Below are 21,794 nucleotides of genomic sequence, written 5' to 3' on the forward strand. Positions count from 1 at the left end.
GAGGGTGCCACCCCGGCGGCGCGCTAGAAGCGGTACGACACGCCGACGTTGAGCACGTTGATGGCGTTCGTGATCGTGCCGAGGTTGACCGGCCAGTTGGTCTGGTATTTCGTGCGGCCCGCCGCGCCGTTCACGCTCCCGCAGAGGTCGCCGGGCTGGTTCGAGGTGGCGGGGTTGCACGCCGTGCCCGCGACCGCCGGGACGCCGGCCGCGCGCGGGTCGCTGTTCGTCATGTCGGCGACGAACACGTGCCCGTAGCCGACCATGAAATCGAGGGCGCCCGCGTCTGCCGCAGAGCCGGTCCGTACGCGGAACGTCGCGCCGAGCGCGAGCCCGAGGCGCGAGGCCGCGGCGAAGTCGATGTTTTGGTACTGCTTGTCCTGCGCCGACGACTCGAAGAAGCCGCCGCCACGCAGCGCGAGGCGATCGCGGATCACGTTGAAATCGCCGCCCAAGCGGACGCCGATGACGTCGCGGTAGCCACGCTTCTGATCCGCGTTCCCCGGGATGCCGCCACCGGGGATGCCCGAGACGGGGATGATCGCGTCCCCGGTCTTCGCGTCGCTCGGGAAGCGCACCTGGATCGAGTCGATGGCGCTGTTGTTCGCCCAGGTGAGGTCGAGCTCGGCGTCGAAGAGATCGTCGGCCATCGGATCGCGGTGGCCCTTGCGCGACGGACCGCCGGCGAGCGGCGCGTGGTAGCGAACGCCCAGCTTCGCCTCCATGGGGATCGCGAGCGTGACGGCGGCCTTGCCCGGGCCGCAGGTCCCCTCGACCGCCTTGTTGCCCGTGCCGCAATCGCCGAAGAACGTGTCTCCGTAGATGATCCGGCTCGCGTCGCCCCTCGCGTTGGCGGGCGTGAAGTAGTTGGCGGCGGTGCCGAGATCGCCCGACGCACGGACGGAGTCGCTCACGCGGTACCACGCAGCAAGATCGAGGCGCTCGTTCGGCGAGTAGAGGGCGCCGAACGTGCCGCCGGGGATGAAGTAGTCTTTGAGCTGCAGGTTCGTGCGGACGTCGTTCACGGGCGTGGCCGAGTCGACGTTGAGCGCGACCGAGGCGCTCGCCAGCTTGAGGTCGGCGAAGCCCCACTGGAAGCTCGCGCCGAGCCGGAGCCCTGGGATCACCTCGAAGCCGACGCCGAGCGACGGGAAGGCCAGGACGCCGTGGCGCCGGAGGAGCATGTAGCGGTTCGGGGAGGCCTGGTCGTTGACGAAGTCGGGCCAGTTGCTCTCGCCGGCGGCGCTCGGGCCGAGGAGCGCGAGGCCGACGCCGAGGCGGTCGCTGATGCGCAGGGTCCCCGCGAGCTGGGGGTTCGGGTTGACCTCGACGTCGTTGCAGACCCTCGGGAACGCGCCGCCCGAACCCGCCGCGAGCGGCTCGGTGGAGGTGTCTCCCGCGGCCTTCACGCGCGTGAAGCATGTATGATGCACGATCGCGCTCGCCTGGAGCGTGAGCTTCGTGTCTTGCCCGGCGAGGCCGGCCGGGTTGAAGAACGTGGCGAGCGGATCGGAGGCGCGCGCCACCCAGGCGCCACCGCGCGCGAGCTGCTCCGAGCCGTTGTCGGGGAACTCGGTCACGTTGGAGGCGCGGGCGGCTTGCGCGTGGAGCAGGATCGACGCGGCCCCCGCGAAGGCGAGCCCCGCGCTCGAGCCGCGGCGGCACGCCCTCATTCGCGCACCGGCGTCGCCTTGAGCGAGGCTTTCCCTTCCTTGACGTAGACCGAGAACTTCACCCGCTTGACGCCGTGGCGCTGCATGAGCGCGTCACGGTTCTTGCGCAGGGTGACCTGGAACTTCTCGAAGGTGAGGCCCTCGACCCCCTCCGAGCACTCCTTCTTGATCCGCACGTAGTCGTCGTAGACAGCGAGCCAGTCGGCCGACTCGCTCGCGGGCGACGAGGGCGCGACGCCGGCCGCCGCCGCCGACACGGGCTCGGCAGCGACGGGCTTCGCGATCATCGTCCGCTCGTCTTCCTCCTCGTCGTCGTCCCCACCGCCCGGAGGCGGCGCGATCGCGCCGAAGTCGGCCCCGCCCGGCGGCGGCGCTTGGAAACTCGGCGCGGAGGCGAGAGGCTTCGGAGGCGCGAGCGGGGGGCGCCCGATCGGTGCAGGTGCTGCGGGCGCGTTGAACGGCGCGGGCGGCCCAGGGGGCGCGGGGGCCGCGGGGGGATTGAAGGGCGGCGGCGGCCCGGGCGGATTGAAGGGCGGCGGCGGCCCTTGAGGGACCGCGGGGGCTGCCGCTGGGCTGCCGGCCGGGGGCGGCGGACCGCCAGCGGACGGGGGGGGCACGAACGGCTTCGGGGGCCCCGGCGGGACGACCGGCGCCTGCTGCCCGGGGGCGATGGTCGACTGCGAGAGCGGGAAGCTGAAGGCGCTCATGCTGGGCTGCGCGGGGACGGGCCCAAGGATGGACTCCAGGTCGGCGGGCTTGCGCGCCGCGCCGCCGCCCTTCTCCACGACACGCTCGATGCCGGCGTTGATGTCCTGCGCGAAGGCGCGGTACTCCCCCTGGAACCGAGGGAGCTGCAGGTAGTCGATCTCGCCCTTCTTGAGCCGCGCGGCCTGCGCGCGCACCTCGCGGAGCGGGCGGGAGTGCTCGAAGAACGAGAAGAGGTAGCCGAGCCCGGCGCCAGCGAGGACCGTCAGCACGACGAGCCACGTCTTGACGTTCGCCTTGTCCTTGTCGTCGGCGCCCGAGATGAAGGCCATGGGGCCGCCGATCAAGGTCCGGCTGCGGAGCACGGCCACCGAGGCGCCCAGGTCCCAGGCCTCGCCGGGCATGCGCACGGTCATGAGGCTCGTCTGGTCGCCCGCGGCCGCGTGAACCTCGGAGAAGAGCTTCGCGGGGTCGAGCTTCAGGTCTTCAGGGGTGAGCGCGTCGAAGACCGCGACGTCGAAGCCCTCGGTCGCGGCCAGCGCGACCTTGGTTCCACCCACGTAGAACGCGACGTTCGTGCGCGTGCGCGTGGAGATCTCCTTGGCGAACGACGCGTCGACCCAGCGAAGGCCCACGACCGCGCCGAGCGGCGCCTGGCCAACCTCGTCCTCGACCGGGCGCGCCACGACGCGCGCCAGCTTGCCGCCGAGCACCCACGCGTCGTCACGCATGAAGCCGTGCAGCGCGTCGAACACGAGCGGGTAGCCACCAAGCTCGAAGTCGGGGAACGCGTTGACCGAGTCGTAACCGAGCTGCGCCACGAGGCGCCCGTCCCGGTCGACCAGGAAGAGCACGTCGGACTTGTACTCCGGCGGGAGCTTGCCGTTGAACGCGGCGAGGGCCTTCTTGCCCTCCTCCTTCGAGTTCGGCGAGATGTCCTTTCCGTTCGAGGACTTGAGCGCCTTGGTGACGGCGGGGTCGACGCTCACCAGGATGAGGTTGTCGAGCCGCCGCCGCGCGTCGATCTGGAGCGCCCAGTTGACGACCTGGCCGTCCCCGCGCAGGGCCTCTTCCATGCCCTTGGTGTTCGCGCGGTTGAACTGCCCTACCGCCAGGGACACGACGTAGATCGCGGCTCCGACGAGGAGGGAGAGAATGAGCACCCACAGACGCGAGAGGATCATCATGGCGCTCAGTCCCCCCCTTCCCCGAGGTTGATCGGCTCTTTGATCTCGAACGTGCCCCGGTCTTTCGCGATCGCGCTGACGCCCTTGCCAGCCCGTTTTCCGCCGAAATACGCCTTGAGCACGTAGTCCCCCGCGGGGAGCGCGAAGGCGAAGCCCCCGTCACGCCCGGGGTACGCCACCGCGACGGTCTGAGGATCGACGACCACGAACGTTCGGACGCTGGGGAAGAGCTCGTCGCGGAACTCGTAGCGGCCGCCGCCGTCTGGCGCGGTCCACTCGCGCGTCGCACCCGGCGCGATGGGATCGGCCGCGAAGCTCTTGTTGCCGACGATGAAGGGCTTGTGAGGGAACGGGTCGACGTTCTTCAGCACGAGCTTCGTCTTGGGTGAGACCGCGATCGTCGTAGGCACGATGCGCCCGCCGGAGATCTTCATGAGCACGGGCTCGTGCGGGGCGGCCGTCTGGGCGGTCGTCGCCGCGACGCAGACGTCGCGCGAGAGGTTCGCCGAGAGCACGCGAAACCTGGCCTCGACGGCCGGGGACGGCTCACGCCAGGTCCACCTGTGGGCGTCCGGCTTGGCGGCCTCCGCGTACACCTCGGGGAGGAGCTTGTCCTGACCCGTGATGCGACCGCGGACGTTGGGGGTGACTGCGTGCCCGATCCCCGACAGCGCGAGCGCGGCGGCGAGGATGGGGACGAGATGTGCGTATTTCCCTTTTTGCATGGATTCGGGCGGCGGCGCGCCGATCCACGGGCGCTCGCGCGGCCTCGGAGGATACCCGAACGCCCCGCCCCGTGGGGAGAAACTCGGGCGAGGTCGCGGAAGAACCTTCCTGTCGACCGGCGGCCGTTCGCCCGGCCGTTCGCCAGGCCGTCAGCGCTGCGCGCCGAGCCTCGGGAAGGTGAGCACGAAGCGCGTCCCGCCCTCGTGGCGGCGCTCAATCGCGATCTGCGCGCGGTGGTCGTCCACGATCTTCTTCACGATGGACAGGCCGAGGCCCGTCCCTTCGCCCGGAGCCTTCGTGGTGAAGAAGGGGGTGAAGACCCGCGCGACGTCCTCCTCGGCCACGCCCGCGCCGTTGTCCTCGACCACCACGAGCACACTCTCCGTGGTCGCGCGCGTCGCGACGCGGAGCACCCCGGGCCGCGCCGTGGCCGCCATCGCGTGACAGGCGTTGGTCACCAAGTTGACGAACACCTGCGCGAGCTGCTCGGGCATTCCGCGCACCATCCCGTGCTCGCCGTCCGCGAAGTCACGCACGACCTCGGCGCTCGCCTCCGCGAGCACGTGCTCGCAGAACGTGAGGGCCTGCTGGACGACCCCCTCCACCGACACGGCGACCTGCACCTCGCGCGAGGGGCGGGCGTAGCTGTTGAGGTCGCGCGTGAAGCGCAGCATGCGCCCCGCGCTGTCGCTGATGCGACGCAGGCGCTCGATCGCCTCGGGATCTCCCCCCTCGCGGGCCTGGCGGAGGAGGGCGTCGGTGTACACGACGATGGAAGTGAGCGGGTTGTTGAGCTCGTGCACGATGCCCGCGGCGAGCTGGCCGAGCGACGCGAGCTTCTCGGCCTGCACCATGTGCGCGGTCAGGGCCTGGAGCTCGCTCGCCGCACCGCGCGCGCGCACTTGGGCGCGCGCGACCGCCAGGCCACGCTCCATGGCGAGGCCGGTGCGCAGCAACAGATCGTGCTCCGCCGAGCCAGGCTGGGCGCCCCCGTCTGCGGTCGATCCGAGGTGCAGCGTCGTGCCGGCGGCCCCGACCGGCACGACAATCTCTTCGAGGAGCGAGGGGAACAGGCGGGCGCCCGGGCGAGCCTCCGTGGGCGCGTGGAGCGCTGGCGGGAGCGCGACGACGAGCTCGGGCGCGCGGCTGCGAACGCACAAGACGGCGCCCACCGCGCGCGCGGGCAGCAACTCGGACACGACGCGCACGAGGGACTCGACGACCGCGCGCTCGCCCTCGTCGACGGGCATCTCGCACGACGCGACGAACAGGCGATCGAGCCAGCGGGGCGGCATCTGGAGGGCGCGCATGTGCATGCCCGACGCCTTTGCGTGCGACTCGGGAGCGTCGCGCTCGTCGGGACTGGCGGCGACTGCGGCGTCGGGCGCCGGCACGAGCTCGGGGGACGATCGGGAAGGGCGTCTCATTTCATGGCTCTCCCTGACGGCCCTCGCTCGATCGGTCGAGGTCCAGGATGTTCTGCCGGCCCACGTAGCTCTTGGTCTCGTAGCGGGTTATTTTCCCGATTTTGCGGACTATTTCGGCCATGCGGTCGGCCTCGGAGCTGATGACGTCGGCGGCGTTGGAGCCAGGGGTCCCCGGCGCGAGGACTCGCTTCAGGAGCAGCGCGTAGTTCAGCACGCTCGTGAGCGGCTGGTTCAGCTCGTGCGCGGCGGCCCCCGCGAGCTCCGCCACGATGGCCTGGCGCTCCTGCGCGAGGATCTGCTCGTGCGCTCGCTCGAGGCGCGCCTCCATTTGCATCTTCTCGCGGAGGTCGGTGAACAAGCCCACCGTGCCCACCGGCTGGTCTCCCTCGTAGATGAGCCCCCCCGCGAACAACACCGGCACGATCGCGCCGGCACCGTCGACGATCTCGGTGCGCACGCCCTGAACGCGGCCGCCTCCGGCGCGGATCATCTTCATGTGTTTGGCCGCGCCGCCCTTTGGGTAAAGGATCTTGACCGATCGTCCGACGACCTCCGACGCGGGCCGCCCGTAGATGCGCTCCGCGGCCTGGTTGAAGAGCACGACCTCGCCGCGCAGGTCGGCCGTGATGATCGCGTCGACCGACGAGTCGATCACCCGCTGGAGGAAGTCTTTGGTCTTCACGAGCTCCGCCTCGACCTCGCGGCTCCGAGTGACGTCTCGGAACGAGCAGAGCACGATGCCCTCCTCCCGGAGCACGGAGCTGAAGTTCACGTCGAGGATCGCGATGCGGCCGTCGCTTCGGCGCACGAGGACGTCGACCCCCTTCGGGAACACGCCCCGCGCGAAGCCGCTCCCGAGCGCGTCGGCCATCGTCCGATCTTCGAACAGGTCTTGCAGGCGGCGACCGCGGAGGTCCTCCTCGGTGTAGCCCGTGATATCGCGCGCGCGCGGGTTCGAGAAGTGCAAGCGCCCCTCGGAGTCGACCACGACGATGCCGTCGCCCGAGCTCTCGAAGAAGTCGGCGTAGCGCTGGAGCGAGCGCATGCGGCGCTCGGCCTCGAACCGGGCCACAGTGACCTGCTGGGTCTGGTCGCGGAGGGTCTGGAGCACGCGCGCGTTCCGCAGCGCGATGGCCATCGCGCTGGCGACGATGCGGCACATGGCGAGCTCGCGCTCGCCGAAGGCGCCCCGTTGCCGCGCTCGCAGCGTGAGCACGCCCGTCGCCCGACCCTCGTACAGGATGGGCATGATGGCGAGAGAGCTGAACGCGAGCGCGTGCCCCTCGCTGCGAAAGATCTCGAGCGCGGGGTGCGTCTCCGCGTCGTCGATCATCAGGGTCTCCCCCGAGGCGAGGACGCCCTGGATTTCAGGATACTTGGAGAGATCGATGGGCAGATCGCGCAGCTGCTCGTCGTCCGAGGCGGCGACGACGTACCCCACGTTTCCCTCGCGGACGAGCACGATGGACACGCGGTCGACGTGCGCGACCTCGGCGATGCGCTGCACGACCGTGAAGAGGATCCCGCGGAAGTCGAGGTTGGACGCGAGGGTCTGGGTGAGCTCGGTCACGATGAGCGCGTCGCGCTCTCTCCGCGCAAGCTCGTCTTTTGCGGCGCGGAGCCGGAGTTGGCCGCGCACGCGCGACACGAGCTCGACCGCCTTGAAGGGCTTGCGAAGGAAGTCGTCGGCCCCCGCGTCGAACGCCCGCGCGATCTCGTCCTCGGCGTCGAGGGCGGTGAGCACGACGACCGGCACGTCGCGCGTGTCGGGGCGCGCCCGCAGAATGCGCAAGATCTGGTAGCCGTCGGGGCTCGGCATCACGAGGTCGAGGAGGACGACCGACGGACGAACGCGGTCGATCTCCTTCAGCGCCTCGCCGCCCGAGGCCGCGGCGATCCACTCCATCCCGGCCTGGCCGAGCGCGCTCGTCAGCACATGGCGGCTGACGGCGTCGTCGTCGACCACGAGCACGGGTCCTTCTGCCATTGGTCTGATCATAGCGCCGGTTTCGCCCAGGACAGCAAGTCCTCGACGGTCCGCGCCCGTCAGTCTTCCACGAAGAGCCCCGCCTGGAGCGCGGCCTGGCCGGCCGGCCGCGCCCGCCCGAAGTGGTCGTAGGCGCGCTTCGTGGCGATTCGGCCCCGCGGAGTCCGGCCCAGGTACCCCTGCTGGAGAAGGTAGGGCTCGTACACGTCTTCGATCGTGTCGCGCGGCTCGCCGAGGGCGGCGGCGAGCGTCTCCACGCCGACCGGGCCCCCGTCGTAGTCGTCCAGAATCACCTTCAGGAGCCGCCGGTCCATCTCGTCGAAGCCGGCGCGGTCGATGTCGAGGCGCTCGCACGCGGTGCCCACGGCGCGCTCGTCGATGGCGCCCGAACCGAGCACCTCCGCGAAGTCCCGGCAGCGCCGCAGCAGGCGGTTGGCGACCCGCGGCGTGCCGCGCGACCGCACGGCGATCTCGTGGGCGGCGGGCGCGGTGATCGGCACGCCGAGCAGCTCGGCGCTCCGCGCGACGATACGCGCCAGCTCTTCGGGGGGATAGAAGTCGAGCCGCACCGCGTGACCGAAGCGGGAGAGCAGCGGGCCGGTGAGCAGGCCGGTGCGGGTGGTCGCGCCAACCAGGGTGAACGGGTTCACGGGAATTTGGATGGAGGAGGCGAAGGCGCCTTCCCCGGTGACGACCTCGATCTGGAAGTCCTCGAGCGCCGGGTAGAGGCTCTCCTCGACGATCGGGTTCAGGCGATGGATCTCGTCGATGAAGAGGATGTCGTTCGGGCCGAGCTTGGTGAGGAGCCCCGCGAGCGCCCCCTTGTGCTCGACCACGGGCCCGTTCGTCATGTGGAGCGTGACGCCCATCTCGGCGGCCAGGATCTGCGCGAGCGTGGTCTTGCCGAGGCCCGGCGGCCCGGAGAGCAGGAGGTGATCGAGCGGCTCGCCACGTCGGCGCGCCGCCTCGACGAACACGCGGAGGTTCTCCTTGTGCTTCTCTTGTCCGATGTAGTCTGCAAATACTTTGGGACGGAGCGCGCGGTCGTAGCGCACATCGTCGCCCTGGAGCCCGCCGCCCACGGCCCGCCCCTCGCGACCCCCGACGTCCGGCTCGACCGCGGCCTCCGCAGCCAATTTCCCCGCAGCGCGCGAGCGGCCCTCCTGGCCTGCCCCACCTGCTCTTCGGCTCCCGTTCGCCATCGCCCGCGGACGGTAGCACCTCTCGCGGAGATTGCCGCTGCGCGACGCCAGACCCCGCGCTATCACTCCGCGCCCCGCGGCGCGCCCGCCGCGGCCCCGACACGACCACCATGCCCCCGCTCGATCCATCCCCCTGCCCCGCCAAGACCCGCCGAGACCTCGAGTGGGACCGCCTCCTCGCGGCCCTGGCCGACCGCTGCGCGGGCGTGCCCGGCAAGAAGCTCGCGCTCGCCCTGCCCTTCGCCGCTACGCGCGAAGACGCGGTGCGGCGGCTGGGCGAGGCGTCGGAGGCCGCGGCGCTGCGCCGGCGCGGCGAGCCGCTCCCCACCGCGGCGCTGCCCGACCTGGGGGTGTCTCTGGACCGCGCGAGGGCCGAGGGAGTCCTGTCGCCGGTGGAGCTGCGCGCCCTCGCCGCCGCGCTGGAGAGCGCGCGGACCACGCGGCGCTTCTTGGCGTCGCGGCGAGCGACCTGCCCGCTCCTCCACGCCGCGCTCACGACCGACCCCACGCTCGACGCCCTCGAGGGCGAGCTCTCGGGATCGTTCGACCCCGACGGCACCCTCGCCGACCGCGCCAGCCCGCGCCTCCGCGAGCTGCGGTCGGAGCGGGACGCGACGCGCGCGCGCATGCTCTCGCGCCTCGAGGAGCTCATGCGTCGGTACGAGGGCATCCTTCAGGACTCCTTCGTGACCGAGCGCGAGGGCCGGTGGGTGCTCCCCGTGCGGAAGGACGCGCACGAGCGCTTCCCGGGCCTCGTCCACGCGACCAGCGGCAGCGGCGCCACGCTCTTCGTCGAGCCGCGCGCCGTCATCCCGCTCGGCAACCGGTTGAAGGTGCTCGACGCCGACGTGGAGCGCGAAGAGCTCGCGGTCTACGCGCGCCTCTCGGGCCTCGTGCGCGACGCGCTCCCGAGCGCCACGGCGGCGGTCGAGGCGCTGGCGACGGCCGACGTGCTCGCCGCGATCTCGGCCCTCGCCGAGGACGCCTCCCTCACCTTCCCGGAGCTGTGCGCGGGCCCCGAGCTGACCCTCGTCGGCGCGCGGCATCCGCTCCTCACGCTCGACGGGGTGGCCGTCGTCCCCAGCGACGCGAGCCTCGCGGGCGGCCGGGCGATGATCATCTCCGGGCCGAACGCCGGCGGCAAGACCGTGGTGCTGAAGACGCTGGGGCTCGCCGCCCTCATGGTCCGCGCGGGCCTGCCCGTCCCGGCGGCCGAGGGCAGCCGCGTGGGCCTCTTCGATCGCGTCCTCACCGACGTGGGCGACGACCAGAGCCTGCACAAGAACCTCTCCACGTTCAGCGCGCACGTGAAGAACCTCGCCGAGGTGCTCGAGGCCACGCACCGCGGCGTCCTCGTGCTGCTCGACGAGCTGGCGACGGGCACCGATCCGCGGGAGGGCGAGGCCCTCGCGGCGGGGCTGCTCGACTCGCTCACAGCCCGCGGCGGCACGGTCGGCGCGACGACCCACTACGAGGGGCTGAAGGCGCTCGCGCTCGCCGATCCACGCTTCGTGAACGCGAGCGTGGGCTTCGACTACGCCACCATGACGCCCACGTTCGAGCTCGCCATGGGCGTGCCGGGCCGCTCGAGCGCCCTCGCGGTCGCCGCCCGGTTCGGTCTCCCGCGGACCGTGCTGGACCGCGCGGAGCGCTTCCTCTCGCGCGAGGACCTCGCGTTCGAGTCAACGGTCAAGAAACTTGACGATGAGCGGGCCGCCCTCGCGCTCGCGCGCGCCGAGGCGACGCGCAGGGCCGAAGAGCTCGCGCGCGCGCAGGAGGAGGTCGCGGCCGAGCTCGCGCGCCTGCGCGCCCGCGGGAGCAAGGAGCTCGCGCTGGAGGCGGAGTCGCTGCGGCGCGGGCTCGAGCGCGCCCGCGACGGGCTCCGGGCGGCGCAGGCGACGCTGCGCGGTCGACGCGCCGATCCCGCGGAGCTCGCGGAGGCCCAGCGGGCGCTGACGCGGGCGTTCGCAGAGGTGTCGCTCGGCGGCGCTCTCGAGCCGCTCCTCGCCGCTCGAGGCGACGACCCGATCCCCCGCGCCCCGCTCGCGCCCGCGCAGGTGCGGCGGGGAGCCCGCGCCTGGGTCGCGCGCCTCCGGGCGGAGGCCGAGATCCTCGAGGTCGCGAGCGACGGCATCGTCCGCGTCGCGGCCGGCGCGCTGCGCGTGAAGGTCCCGGTCACCGAGCTCTTCGCCGCGGAGACCACGGCCGAGCGGCCTCGCGCGCGGAGGCCCTCTGCGCTCCAGGGTGACGCGACGGACCGCCCGCGAGAGGCCATCCAGACCGGCGACAACACCTGCGATCTGCGAGGGCTCCGCGTCGATGACGCCGTCGCGATGGCGATGGTCTTCCTCGACCGCGCGCTCAACGCCGGCGCGCGCGTGTGCTTCCTCGTGCACGGCCACGGCACGGGCGCGGTGCGCGACGCCGTGCGGCGAGAGCTCTCCGAGAGCGCGTATGTGGAGCACTTCCGGCCGGGCGGCTCGCACGAGGGAGGCGACGGCGCCACGGTCGTGCACCTCGCGTAGCGAGAGGTTCGCGCGCGCGAGTGCGCGGCCCGGTGGACGGCGACCCGTGCAAATGGTGTGACTGCTGGATGGCCAAGCGAAAGAGCGAGCGCCCAACCCGAAACGGCCTCGGGACACGCCTCCTGACGCCGCGGTTGCTGCTACGTCCGCCCGCGGAAGACCACGGCGCGTCGATCGCGCGGGCGCTCCGTCGGAACGCCGCTCACCTCGCGCGCGTGAGCCCCAGCGTGCCGCCCTCGTCCTCGCTCGTCGCGGTCGCCCAGCGCGTCGCGGCCGAGCGGCGCGAGTTCACTCGCGGGACCACCTTCGCGTTCTACGCGTTCATTCGCGCGGCCGCCGCGCCCCCCGCCGGGCCCCCGGACGTGGTCGCGAAGGTCGTCCTGAGCGGTGTGCACCGCGGGGCGCTGCAGGGCGCTTACTTGGGCTACTGGGTCGACGCGCGGCACGAGGGGCAGGGGCTCGCCTACGAGGCTGTGCGCGCGGTCATCGAGTTCGCCATGACGGACGCGCGGCTGCACCGACTCCAGGCCGCGATCCAGCCCTGGAACGCACGCAGCGTGGCGCTCGTGCGGCGCCTCGGGTTTCGGCACGAGGGGCTGGCGCGGCGCTACCTGGACGTCGGTGGCGGCTGGCAGGACCACGAGGTCTACGCCCTCACGTCCGAGGAGTGGCGCTACGGACCCGCGCCCGTTTGAGCTCGGCGCGGGAGCACGAAACCTCGCTACAAGCCAACAGCATGGTCGCGGCGATTGAACCCCATCGCGCATGTACGTTCATATTGATTCCTCCAGGAGGCGGACTGCGGCCGGCGGACGTGAGTGCAGTGCTCAATGTGCTCAATGCCAACGGTCGGTGCGCGCCGCCATGAGCTGCTCGAGCTCGGACGCCGCGCGAGCTGCGCCCCCGGCGGCACGAAAGCCGGCGGCGACCCGGCCGGCGCCTTCATTGAGAGCCATCGCGGCGTGCACCGCGGCGCGCAGACGCGCCGGGGTGAGCGACCTTCGGTCGATACGCACGCCCGCGCGCGCGACCTCGACGTGACGAGCGACCTCGAGCTGGTCGCGTCCGAACGGGACGACGCAGACCGGGACGCTGGCCGCGAGCGCCTTCTGGGTGATGCCCATGCCCCCATGGCAGACCACACACGCGGCGCGCTCCAGCAGCGGACCATGCGCGACGAAGCGCTCGACGCGAACGTTCGCGCGTGCGCGCGGGCGGAAGCTCGCTGGATCGACCCCACCGGTGGTCGCTACGACGAAGGCATCTTCGTCCCCGAAGGCGTCGAGCGCGGCGTGCACGATCGCGCCGTCGTCCTGGTACTCGCTGGAACAAGCGACGAGGATGAGCGGCCTGTCCACGCGGTCGAGCCATTCCGGGCGCGCCGATGGCGGCTCGAAGAGCCCCGGTCCGACCATCACCACGCTCGCAGGGCGCGCCGAACAAGCGTATTCGAACGGCTCGGATGTATAATACAAGATGCGCGGCGCCGCCCTGCCCTGCTCCAGCATGTCCGCGAGCCCGGGGAGACCGACCCGCGCGCGCACGCCGTTCATCCGCGCGAGGTTCTGGTTCATCAGGCGGTGCACGATCTTGCCGGCCACGAAGTCCCGCGCGCGCCCGAGGAGGTCGCCCCGCGGCGCGAGCCCGGGACCGAACGGCGGGAGGCCGGGGAGGCGCCAAGGCAGGAAGTACGGCATGAAGAGCGCCCACGGCAGCCCTGAACGCTCCGCGACGGCGCTCGCGCCCCAGCAGTTGAAGTCCACGAGCAGGGCGTCCGGTCGCTCCGCGGCGAGCGCCGCCTCGAGGTCTGGGATCTCGTGCTCCGCGCGCGCCACGAACACCCGCGCGGCGCGGTCGAGGCCGTCCCCGGCCGACTTGGCGCGGTGATCGTCGTGGGGGATGGCCTCGATCGAGCCCGCGATCGCGCGCGCGCGGAGCCCCGCCGCCGCGACACGCGGGTGCCTCGTCCGCCAGCGTGAGGAGCACGACTTCATGCCCGCGGCGCGCGACCTCGAGCAGCGTGGGCATGACCGGGAAGAGGTGCCCCCGCGCCGGCGACGTGTAGCAGAGGAGCTTCGCCATCACTCGCTCGCCGTCCCGAGAATCCCCGCCACCGTCCCGCGAACGGCGCGCTCCGCCTCGGCGCGGGACAGCGCGAGATCGCGACGCAGAATCTTCCACACGTAGACGTCGCAGACGGCGACCAGCTGACCCCGGAGGACCGCTCGGGCGCGCCCGCGTCGGAGGGTGAGGTCGGCGGCGAAGACGCGCTCGATCCACGCCACGTGGGTGGCGCGGCCACGGCGCGTGATCGCCGCGATCTCCTCGAGGCTGTCTTCCTGGGCCAGGAGCCGGAGCGCCACGTCGGCCCAGGCCTCGTAGTGGTCGAAGAGGTTGGCGATGGCGCCAGGGGTGTCGCCGGGGGTGGCCTCCTGGCGCTGTGCTTCGACGCGGGCCTGCCCGTCCGCGGCAGCAGCGGCGAGGAGACCCGACTTGGAGCCGAAGCGCCGGAGCAAGGTCTGCAGCGTGACGCCGGCACGTTCGGCCACCAGCTCGAGCGTGAGCTCGTGGAATGGACGCTCGACGAACAGCGCCTGCGTCGCGGCGATGAGCTGCTGCGCGGTGCGTTCCGCGGCGGCAGCCCGTGCGGTCATCTTGTAGGGGCGCGACATTTGATGATAGTAACACTATCACCAAATTGAGGAGACGCAAGAACCTTGCCCCTCCCGCCAAAGAGGACTAAATTCAGTCCCATGGACAGGTCAACAAATGGCCCCACTTCCGCCCTGCAGATTGCGCAGGACATCGTCCCCATTGGCGAGCTGAAGGCCCACCTCTCCGAGAAGATCCGGGCGCTCCGGGGCAGACGGCGTCCGCTCGTGGTTACGCAGAACGGGAGGGCGGCGGCGGTCCTGCTCGCGCCCGAAGAATTCGACCGACTGACGACCCAAGCGCGCTTCGTTGCGGCCGTTCAGGACGGGCTCGGCGATCTCGACGCGGGTCGAGTCGTCAGCGACGAGGACCTCGGCCGTCGCCTCGACGCGCGCTTCGGCGCGGCGGGCAAGCCCACCAAGAAGAAGTGATTCGCTGGACCGAGCGCGCAGCCGCCGATCTGATGGCCATCGGCGAGTACATCGGGGCCGACAACCCCACCGCCGCCCGCGCGTGGGTCGAGAAACTCAGGCAGCGCGCAGTGAAGGCCTCGATGGTGCCGCGCACGGGCCGAGTCGTGCCGGAGATCGCACGCGACGACGTGCGCGAGGTCTTCCAGCGCACGTACCGCATCGTCTACCGAGTCGTCGATGACGGCATTGTCGTGCTCACCGTGTTCGAGGGGCACCGCCTTCTGGGCAAGCTCGATCCCGACCAAGGCTGAGCGCGAGGAAACTGTGCAGCGGTTACCGTAACCGCTGCGCGGACCCCACTTCGCGCGAGTGATCGGGGGAGCGCAAACTGCACCCATTCAGCCGAAACACTGAGCCTTGCACCGAACTGCGATTTGCACCCATCTCATTCCCGGTGCACTACGTGCGTCGACTTAGCCGACAGAAGAAATCGGTAGAGGGAGAATGAAAGCCCTTCGGGTAGGTATGCCGGCACTTCGCGGGTCTGCCCGTCTTGCATGTGCAGAATGAGAGAGCGACTCACCGGATCTTTGGATGGAAGGTCTACTCGGCGCATTTCGGAAAAAGCGACAAACTGTCGTGGCCTGCCGTCGGAACCGATAACAACGAGCCCGCTTTCGCAAATGACAAGGGCGTCCCGCGGATCCCCAAAGCAGTTCTCAAGAACTCCGACAGCATCATCAGGCACACACCCCTTCGCGCCTTCCCACCACGCAGGCCGCTCCCCGTGCGTGAGTGCGTAGTAATTTTCTAGCCCGCGGACGGCGCCGTTCGAAACGGTACGCCTTCGGAAGTTTCGACTTGCGTGGATCGCGATCGGAACGCTCATATTGGTCCCTCGAAGAACATTGTTCCGTTAGTTCGCAGTTGAAACCCAAGCGCCTTCAGCAAAGGTTGCAGCCTTCCCGTTGGCTCGATAATCCTGGTGGTCTCGATTCTTAGTCCCGTAGCGCCCTCTGCGCGCGCGGCGTTCTTCAGTGCACCGAATACCCGAAGGCCTGCGCTACCAAGGCCACCCGGACTGCCCAAGTACGCTACTTTTGCTATCGCCTGACCGTTCTTGACGGACATCGTACCTTCGACAATCGCATCGGTTCCGGCGAGCCCCATATCCGCCGCGGTCAACGCCCGTGGCGCAATAGTTACTCCCTCGGCCGCCGCCCCCTCAGCCGCCGCCGCCTTCGCCGCCGCTCCCCCGGCAGCCCCAGCGGTCGCCACGGCCTGGACAGCCGCGACCCCAAGCGCCACCACGCCCCGGGTTACGTCGCCTTCCCCACGATTCGCGATGGGAATCTTCGTGTGACGTTCCACAGCCTCGGCGGCTTCCGAGACCCCAATCGAGCGGCCGGTGTAGAAGTGGATCGCCTTTTGCGCGCTCCCAAGCCCGGATATCTGTACCTGCGACTCGATCCCCTGCCTCACGACCTCGTTCACGGCGTGGAGCGGTACGTCCGGGAGATGATAGCTGTACCCTCGGAACCGTAGCGCACCCTGGGTATCCGGAACCAGCGCGCGTACGACGTCACGTCCGGTGAGGCGGTCGATCCGTGCGTCGTGCGCAGCGACCCTCGGGTCCACAGGCCGCTCGGCGACTTCGGCCGTGGGTTGTGACGCTGGCGGCGCCGGTGACGGCGCCGGCGCCTCCCCCTCCACAACAACCTCGTCCGTCTCTTGCGTGCCATCGGGCAGCATCCGCGACAACCCCCACGGGTCCACCGCCGACATCGTTCGCCCCGACACGTAGGCGTACGGGTTCGGGTCCGCGCCCCAGCCGTGCACGGTCAGCGGATCCGGGCTTATCCACCGTCGGAGGTTCGTGCTCAGATAACGCGCACCGAAATAGGTCAGACCCACTTCGATGTCTTCCTCCTTCCCGGTGAAGCGCATGTCTTCGCGGAACGCGCCCCAGCGCTCGGGTCGGTAGTCGGACTCCACAACGCCGTTCGCGTCGTACGTGATCTTCTCGACCACCTCCCCGGTCTCCTGGTCGAGCATGACCGACGCCGAGCCGAGCTGGTCTCCGAGCTCGATGAGCAGGCGCGGGTGGGGCCCAGGCGCCCCGGGAAGTGAGGCGTTCCCGTACACGACTCTGCCAAACCGGCCGAAGGTGATCGCCTCGTTCTCTGCCGTGGTCACATAGTCGCCGTCCTCGAACGCGGCTCGGTTTACGCGAAGCGAGCCGAACACCTCGAGCGTGTGCGCGTCGCCAGAGGGCTCTACAGACGTCTTCAGCGTGCGCTGACCGCCAGAGTACGCGTACGTGAGCTCGTACGCGGGCGGGCTCACCGCCGGCTCCGGGTGCCGCGGCGTGGCGTCGTCCACGACCGGGAGGTCCCAACGACGGGCGCGGGCGAGCTGGCCCACCTCGTCCCATTCGTAGGCAAAGCGCTGGTTGCACGGCAGCGACGCCTCGCACGCCGCCCCGGGCCGATGAACGAACACGTCCACCATGTTCCCGGCCGCGTCGTACTTCACCTGCGCCGCGTCGGTGGCGACGAGGCGGGTGGGGTGTGACGCGTCGTGCTGCTGGACGCCCTGCGACCTGGACGCGTGCCGCGACGACGCGCGCGGGCTCGTCCAGCGCCGCCGGGGCACAGACTTCGTCCCACAGCGCGCGGCCGAGGCGGGAGCGCGACGAGCCTCTCCTCGTGCTTCCCCCGGCCGAGGCAGCCTTCGACTCGCGGCGAGCGCCGCGCGCGGGCTTCGCGGGCGTCCTCGCCCTCGTGCCTGTGGCTGCCGCCCACGGCCCGCGCCTCGCGACCGCACGCTGGCCTCGGCGCCACGGACGCCACCGACGGCGCTCTCCCCGCAGCTCGTCACCCGCCCTCCCGACGGGCTACCCGTGCTCTCCGACTCCCCTTCGCCATCGCCCCCGGACCGTACCATCTCTCGCGGACCTTGCCGCTCCGACGCGGGGCCGCGCGCTGCCAGTCCACGTCCCGCGTGGACCTCCGTTCGAGTCTAAGCTTCCGCGAGGTACGTCCAGAAGTCCGCGATCCCAACGCGAAGATCGAGCAGGTTCTCTTCGGGCTCGTCGTGCCACCAGACGTAGACGGCACCGTCCTCGGAGCGGCAATCGACGAGGAACAAGTTGCCCCCGCCATCGACCGCGAACGGGAAGAGATACGGTGGATGAATCTCTCGCTCTTGAACCAGTGACCGATACGCGCCCATCGCAGAGAGACCGCGGCTCTCCGCCCGAAGCGGTAGACATTCGAAAATCGCCACCGTCGTGGCCCCGCGACGGAAGATGTACGCGTCCGGCACGCTGCCGTTTGCGCGCAAGTAGTGCTCCCGAAGACCCGGCGGGAACCGAAGGCCGATTTCCGCCTCTGCCGACGACAGCGCCTCGCGGGTCAGGGGTGTTCGCGAGCTCTCGAACCTCATCACGCGTACCGGCCCCCATCCACTTCAACCACTGCGCCATCGCCGCCGACATGCGGAGCGTACCCCCTCACTCCTTGGGCACGCGCCGTGTCCCCGCGATCACCTCGGCGCGCAGCGCCTCGACGCGGGTCACCACCTCGGGCGTCAGGCGCGAGGCGTGGGGTCCCTCGTGCACCCAGTCGACGCCGCCCTCACGGAGCCCGAACACGCGCATCCCCGGGCGAAATTGCCGCTCCTTCACGTCGCGCACCACGTCGAACACCGCCACGTCGACCCGCTTGACCATGCTCGTCGCCACCACCCCGGGCATGTCGTCGTGCTGGTCGGAGTCGACGCCGACCGCGAGCACCTTCGCCTCCCGGGCCGCTTCGAAGACCCCGTGCCCGCTCGCGCCGGACGCGTGGTACACGACGTCGGCGCCGCTCGCGATCTGCGTGGCCGCGAGCACCTTCGCCTTCGCGGGATCGTGGTACGCCTCGGGCGTCGAACCAATGTATCCTGCATGCACCTGGCAGCGCGGGCAGGTGGCGAGCACGCCGGCCTCGTACCCCGCCTCGAACTTGCGGATGAGCGGCCCGGCCATGCCGCCCGTGAAGCCCACGTGCCCGGTGCGCGACAAGAGCCCCGCAGCGGCCCCCACGAGGAACGAGCCCTCCTCCTCGCGAAACGCGAGGGCGGCCAGGTTCGGCGGGAGCGGGCCGCCGCGCGGCGCGTAGTCGACGCACGCGAAGGGCACCTTCGGGTACGCCGCCGCCACGGTGTCCACGTCGCTCGAGAAGATGAAGCCGACGCCGATCACGACGTCGACACCGCGCGCCGCGAAGAGGCGGAGCGCGGCCTCGCGATCCTCCGCGCCGGAGGGCTCGACGAAGCTCACCTCGGCGCCCAGCTCACGCTCGGCCCGCGCGAGCCCCTCGTACGCGGCGTCGTTGAAGCTCTTGTCGCCGCGCCCCCCCACGTCGAAGACGAGCCCCACGCGGACCGCGCCGGGCGTCGCGACCCGCGTCGCCGCGCGCGACGGGAGGAAGGTCACCGCGACGGCGACCGCCGCGAGGCCGGCCATGAGCCACCGCCCCGCCGTCGCCGCCGCGCCCCTCGTGCGCCTCACGCGGGTTCCTTCGCCTCGCCCTTTGGACCGGCCACCTCGAGCGAGGCGCGGTAGGCGCGGCGCGCCTGCTCGAGCCCGCGGCCGTCGCCCTTGGAGTCGACCTCGATGAAGATCTTGCGCATGCGCGGCAGCTCGGCGCGGATGACGCGCTCGATCTCGTTCGTGGTCTCCTCGACCTCCTCGACCGTCGCCCCGGGCCGAAAGGCGAGCTTCATCGCGAGGATGACCACCTCGGGCCCCACGTGCAGGGTGAGCACCTGCGTGACCCGCGAGACGCCCTCGACCGACTCGGTGAGGGCCAGCGCGTGCCCCTGCTCCTCGGGTGTCGCGCTCGAGCCGATGAGCAGCGCGTGCGTCAGCTTCGAGAGCCCCACGGCCACGCCGCAGAGGAGCACGCCGATGAGGATGCTCCCGATGGCGTCGAAGCCCTGCCACCCGGTGATGCCCGTGAGGAGCACCGCCACGAAGGCGAGGGTGAGGCCCACGAGCGCCGTGGTGTCCTCCGCGAGCACGAGGGGGATCGTGGGATCGCGCGCCTCGCGGAGCGCCACGCGCACGGGCTTGCCCTTGGCGAGCACCTTGAACTCCGCCCACGCGACGCGGAAGCTCATGGCCTCGAACGCGAGCGACACGCCGAGCACGCCGTAGCTCCACAGCCGGGAGCCGGACTGGGGCTCGGGGTGCCGCAGGTGCGCGACCCCCTCGAAGACCGCGAACGCGCCGCCCACCGAGAAGAGCATGAGCGCCACGAGGAGCGGCCAGAAGTACTTCTCTCCCTCGCGACCGAACGCGAAGCGCTCGTCAGCGGGGCGGGCGGCGAGGCGCATGCCGAGGAGCAAGAGGCCCTGGTTGCCCGTGTCGGCGAGCGAGTGCACCGCCTCGGCGAGCGTGGCCGTGGAGTCCGACAGGTACGCCGCCCCGAACTTGCACACGGTGATGGCGAGGTTGCCCGCCAGCGCCGCGACGACGACCTTCTTGCTGTCCGCCTCGCTCATCGGTCCGCCTCCCGCTCCGGGGCTCTCACGGTGCAGGGCGCTCGGCGCGCTCGGCCGTAATCCGCTGAAAACTTTAACAGATTCATGTACTTCGTCGCTCTTAGAGGGCGGGCTTCCCGAGGTAGGCGACCGTGACCCTCGCCCTCGCCGACTGGAGAAAGTCGTTCGCCGCGAGGCGGAGCCGCTCCTGCACCAGCCACCGGACCATCTCTTCGTGGACGTCCTCGAGGCGGAACATGCGGAGGGGGTGGAGCGAGGTGCGAAACGCGCCGCGGAGCTCGTCTTCGCTCGGGCGGAGGATGGGCGCGATGGCGCGATCGACGTAGTGGCCCGCGCGGACCCGGCGCATGAGGAAGACGCGCAGCTCGGTCTCCTGGAACCGCTCGTCGTCGAGCAGCTCGGAGAGCCTGCCAGCCCCCCCGACGCGGAGCTCGAGCTCCTCGCGGGCCTCCTCGGTGGAGCGTGGCAGCCCGGTCGGCTCGACCCCGGTGCGCACCTGCAGCGACGCGAGCATGTCCTCCGCGATCAGCCGGTCGACGGCCGCTCGCACGAACCTCGCGGGGTAGTCTCCGCGTGCGACCTCCAGGCCTTCGGCGCGAGACTCCACCCGCGCGAAGAACGCGAGGGCGCGCTCCGTGATGAAGCGCGGGCGCTCGGCGCCGCCCGTCTCGGGCGTGAAATACCGCACCGCGACGCGATCGATCAGCGTCCGCTCGGCCGCGCTGGCCATCGGTGAGGCGTGCACCGGCGACGATCCGAGCGCGATCTGCACGGCCACCCACGCCGGCACGCCGAGCGCTGCGACCCGGCGACCCCGTGCCCGCGTGCGGCTCATCCCCCGGCGGCTCCGGTCTCGGGCGGCGTGGTCGTGCGGGGCAACTGCGCGCCGCTCTCACGCTCCGCGGCGACGTGCTCGTGGTGGTGAGCGAAGCCGCGCGCGGCCCGCCGAGCCTTCAGAAACTCCGCGAACGCGAGCACGCCGTCGAGCTCCCGCGCCCCGAGCGCCTCGGCCACCTCGACGAGCTGCTGGCGGAGGCTCTCGGCGCTGCGCGCGCGGCGGCCGCTCTGCGAGCGGGGCACCTCCTCGGAGGGCGCCGCGCTGTCGGCCGGGGGCTCTCCCTCCGCGTCATTCGCCTCGCTCGCCTCGGGCCACTGGGGACGCGCGATGGCGCGGATGGCGTGCGCCGCGAGCCACGCCTCCATGAAGGTCTTCAGGCGCTCGCTGCGAAAGGTGAACCACCGCTCGCGCTCGAGCGAGAACCCCATGAGCACGTCTTTGAAGCGGCGGAAGGCGCCCTTGCCGTCGATCGCCTGCGTGAGCTTCGCGCGGAGCTCGAGCTCGTCGACCATCGGGATGAAGCGCTCCATCCAGCGGTACTGCTCGCGCGAAGAGACGGGGTCGATGCGGAGGTAGTTCGTGTCGGAGCTGATGCGCACGTGCATCTGCGGATCGGCCACGCCGTCCACCACGCGGAGCACCTCGCCCGTGGCGAGGTGGAGGTAGCTGTGGACCTCCGGCGCGTTGTTCTCGAACGCGTCCTCGAGCGCCTCCCAGTCGACCGCGACGTCCCGGAGGGGGGTGCGCCCTGACGCATCTTCAGTGGTCATTGAAACTCCTTCGAACGCCAAGCGCCGCGACGAGGTCTGCCCGTCGCGCTACCAGCCCAAGCAAGGCCCCCCCGCGGCGACACGGAGGCCGCCGCGACGGAGGATCACTCGAAGGGTCTCACGGCGCACACGAAGAACA

The 21,794-nt window shown here is 71.1% G+C and carries 18 protein-coding genes; 4 read left to right on the plus strand and 14 right to left on the minus strand.

The genetic code is table 11. From position 1 onward, the window contains the following. Nucleotides 1–23 precede the first annotated feature (23 nt). The 6 genes from IPQ09_01535 to ruvB all read right to left on the minus strand — a co-directional run bounded on the left by IPQ09_01535 (nt 24) and on the right by ruvB (nt 8,907). On the minus strand, nt 24–1,673 hold the full coding sequence (locus IPQ09_01535; GenBank protein MBL0192902.1) for an outer membrane protein transport protein: 1,650 nt from the start codon (nt 1,671–1,673) through the stop codon (nt 24–26). Next, entirely contained in the window at nt 1,670–3,565 is a 1,896-nt protein-coding gene (locus IPQ09_01540) for a hypothetical protein (protein ID MBL0192903.1), read from the minus strand. The genes IPQ09_01535 and IPQ09_01540 overlap by 4 nt, the downstream gene beginning before the upstream one ends. 5 nt (nt 3,566–3,570) lie before the next feature. Beyond that, nucleotides 3,571–4,290 (minus strand): hypothetical protein, encoded by a 720-nt coding sequence (locus IPQ09_01545; GenBank protein ID MBL0192904.1) that lies wholly within the window; start codon nt 4,288–4,290, stop codon nt 3,571–3,573. A 150-nt stretch (nt 4,291–4,440) separates the two neighbouring features. Then, nucleotides 4,441–5,718: a GHKL domain-containing protein gene (locus tag IPQ09_01550; protein ID MBL0192905.1), complete on the minus strand. Its 1,278-nt coding sequence runs from the start codon at nt 5,716–5,718 to the stop codon at nt 4,441–4,443. Nucleotide 5,719: 1 nt separating this feature from the next. Then, the gene (locus IPQ09_01555) at nt 5,720–7,690 is read right to left on the minus strand and encodes a PAS domain S-box protein (GenBank protein ID MBL0192906.1); all 1,971 of its coding nucleotides are present in this window, start codon (nt 7,688–7,690) and stop codon (nt 5,720–5,722) included. A 74-nt stretch (nt 7,691–7,764) separates the two neighbouring features. After that, nucleotides 7,765–8,907 carry a Holliday junction branch migration DNA helicase RuvB gene (gene ruvB, locus IPQ09_01560; protein MBL0192907.1) on the minus strand — a complete coding sequence of 381 codons (1,143 nt, stop codon included), beginning with the start codon at nt 8,905–8,907 and terminating at the stop codon, nt 7,765–7,767. Between the two features lie 110 nt (nt 8,908–9,017). On the opposite strand from ruvB, the gene IPQ09_01565 reads away from it, so the two are divergent. Continuing rightward, the gene (locus IPQ09_01565) at nt 9,018–11,432 is read left to right on the plus strand and encodes a Smr/MutS family protein (GenBank protein ID MBL0192908.1); all 2,415 of its coding nucleotides are present in this window, start codon (nt 9,018–9,020) and stop codon (nt 11,430–11,432) included. A 68-nt stretch (nt 11,433–11,500) separates the two neighbouring features. Continuing rightward, nucleotides 11,501–12,127 carry a GNAT family N-acetyltransferase gene (locus tag IPQ09_01570; GenBank protein ID MBL0192909.1) on the plus strand — a complete coding sequence of 209 codons (627 nt, stop codon included), beginning with the start codon at nt 11,501–11,503 and terminating at the stop codon, nt 12,125–12,127. Nucleotides 12,128–12,268: 141 nt separating this feature from the next. Here the strand turns inward: IPQ09_01570 and IPQ09_01575 are convergent, their stop codons facing one another. Beyond that, nucleotides 12,269–13,426: a glycosyltransferase gene (locus tag IPQ09_01575; protein ID MBL0192910.1), complete on the minus strand. Its 1,158-nt coding sequence runs from the start codon at nt 13,424–13,426 to the stop codon at nt 12,269–12,271. 87 nt (nt 13,427–13,513) lie between these two features. Further along, nucleotides 13,514–14,104: a TetR/AcrR family transcriptional regulator gene (locus IPQ09_01580; GenBank protein MBL0192911.1), complete on the minus strand. Its 591-nt coding sequence runs from the start codon at nt 14,102–14,104 to the stop codon at nt 13,514–13,516. An 81-nt stretch (nt 14,105–14,185) separates the two neighbouring features. On the opposite strand from IPQ09_01580, the gene IPQ09_01585 reads away from it, so the two are divergent. Continuing rightward, on the plus strand, nt 14,186–14,515 hold the full coding sequence (locus tag IPQ09_01585) for a type II toxin-antitoxin system Phd/YefM family antitoxin (GenBank protein ID MBL0192912.1): 330 nt from the start codon (nt 14,186–14,188) through the stop codon (nt 14,513–14,515). 32 nt (nt 14,516–14,547) lie between these two features. Further along, on the plus strand, nt 14,548–14,808 hold the full coding sequence (locus IPQ09_01590) for a type II toxin-antitoxin system RelE/ParE family toxin (protein MBL0192913.1): 261 nt from the start codon (nt 14,548–14,550) through the stop codon (nt 14,806–14,808). Between the two features lie 574 nt (nt 14,809–15,382). On the opposite strand, the gene IPQ09_01595 is transcribed toward IPQ09_01590, so the two are convergent. From IPQ09_01595 to IPQ09_01620, 6 genes are all read right to left on the minus strand, one after another. Beyond that, nucleotides 15,383–17,032: an RHS repeat-associated core domain-containing protein gene (locus IPQ09_01595; GenBank protein MBL0192914.1), complete on the minus strand. Its 1,650-nt coding sequence runs from the start codon at nt 17,030–17,032 to the stop codon at nt 15,383–15,385. A gap of 486 nt (nt 17,033–17,518) precedes the next feature. Further along, nucleotides 17,519–17,944, minus strand: a complete 426-nt coding sequence (locus tag IPQ09_01600) for an SMI1/KNR4 family protein (protein ID MBL0192915.1) — start codon at nt 17,942–17,944, stop codon at nt 17,519–17,521. Nucleotides 17,945–18,011: 67 nt separating this feature from the next. Then, nucleotides 18,012–19,007 carry a BMP family ABC transporter substrate-binding protein gene (locus IPQ09_01605; GenBank protein ID MBL0192916.1) on the minus strand — a complete coding sequence of 332 codons (996 nt, stop codon included), beginning with the start codon at nt 19,005–19,007 and terminating at the stop codon, nt 18,012–18,014. A gap of 41 nt (nt 19,008–19,048) precedes the next feature. Then, nucleotides 19,049–20,047: a cation diffusion facilitator family transporter gene (locus tag IPQ09_01610; protein MBL0192917.1), complete on the minus strand. Its 999-nt coding sequence runs from the start codon at nt 20,045–20,047 to the stop codon at nt 19,049–19,051. A 100-nt stretch (nt 20,048–20,147) separates the two neighbouring features. Next, entirely contained in the window at nt 20,148–20,882 is a 735-nt protein-coding gene (locus tag IPQ09_01615; protein MBL0192918.1) for a hypothetical protein, read from the minus strand. Beyond that, a complete protein-coding gene (locus IPQ09_01620; GenBank protein ID MBL0192919.1) occupies nt 20,879–21,655 on the minus strand; it encodes a hypothetical protein in 777 nt (258 codons plus the stop codon). The genes IPQ09_01615 and IPQ09_01620 overlap by 4 nt, the downstream gene beginning before the upstream one ends. Between the last annotated feature and the right edge of the window lie 139 nt (nt 21,656–21,794).

This window comes from Myxococcales bacterium, from assembly GCA_016720545.1.
Lineage (GTDB): Bacteria > Myxococcota_A > Polyangia > Polyangiales > Polyangiaceae > JAAFHV01.

Bases quoted from the DNA above. Each gene is read 5' to 3' on its own strand.
- IPQ09_01535 (MBL0192902.1), bottom strand. From the start codon at position 1,673: ATGAGGGCGTGCCGCCGCGGCTCGAGCGCGGGGCTCGCCTTCGCGGGG.
- IPQ09_01540 (MBL0192903.1), bottom strand. From the start codon at position 3,565: ATGATGATCCTCTCGCGTCTGTGGGTGCTCATTCTCTCCCTCCTCGTC.
- IPQ09_01545 (MBL0192904.1), bottom strand. From the start codon at position 4,290: ATGCAAAAAGGGAAATACGCACATCTCGTCCCCATCCTCGCCGCCGCG.
- IPQ09_01550 (MBL0192905.1), bottom strand. From the start codon at position 5,718: ATGAGACGCCCTTCCCGATCGTCCCCCGAGCTCGTGCCGGCGCCCGAC.
- ruvB (MBL0192907.1), bottom strand. From the start codon at position 8,907: ATGGCGAACGGGAGCCGAAGAGCAGGTGGGGCAGGCCAGGAGGGCCGC.
- IPQ09_01565 (MBL0192908.1), top strand. From the start codon at position 9,018: ATGCCCCCGCTCGATCCATCCCCCTGCCCCGCCAAGACCCGCCGAGAC.
- IPQ09_01570 (MBL0192909.1), top strand. From the start codon at position 11,501: ATGGCCAAGCGAAAGAGCGAGCGCCCAACCCGAAACGGCCTCGGGACA.
- IPQ09_01575 (MBL0192910.1), bottom strand. From the start codon at position 13,426: ATGAAGTCGTGCTCCTCACGCTGGCGGACGAGGCACCCGCGTGTCGCG.
- IPQ09_01580 (MBL0192911.1), bottom strand. From the start codon at position 14,104: ATGTCGCGCCCCTACAAGATGACCGCACGGGCTGCCGCCGCGGAACGC.
- IPQ09_01585 (MBL0192912.1), top strand. From the start codon at position 14,186: ATGGACAGGTCAACAAATGGCCCCACTTCCGCCCTGCAGATTGCGCAG.
- IPQ09_01590 (MBL0192913.1), top strand. From the start codon at position 14,548: ATGGCCATCGGCGAGTACATCGGGGCCGACAACCCCACCGCCGCCCGC.
- IPQ09_01600 (MBL0192915.1), bottom strand. From the start codon at position 17,944: ATGAGGTTCGAGAGCTCGCGAACACCCCTGACCCGCGAGGCGCTGTCG.
- IPQ09_01605 (MBL0192916.1), bottom strand. From the start codon at position 19,007: ATGGCCGGCCTCGCGGCGGTCGCCGTCGCGGTGACCTTCCTCCCGTCG.
- IPQ09_01610 (MBL0192917.1), bottom strand. From the start codon at position 20,047: ATGAGCGAGGCGGACAGCAAGAAGGTCGTCGTCGCGGCGCTGGCGGGC.
- IPQ09_01615 (MBL0192918.1), bottom strand. From the start codon at position 20,882: ATGAGCCGCACGCGGGCACGGGGTCGCCGGGTCGCAGCGCTCGGCGTG.
- IPQ09_01620 (MBL0192919.1), bottom strand. From the start codon at position 21,655: ATGACCACTGAAGATGCGTCAGGGCGCACCCCCCTCCGGGACGTCGCG.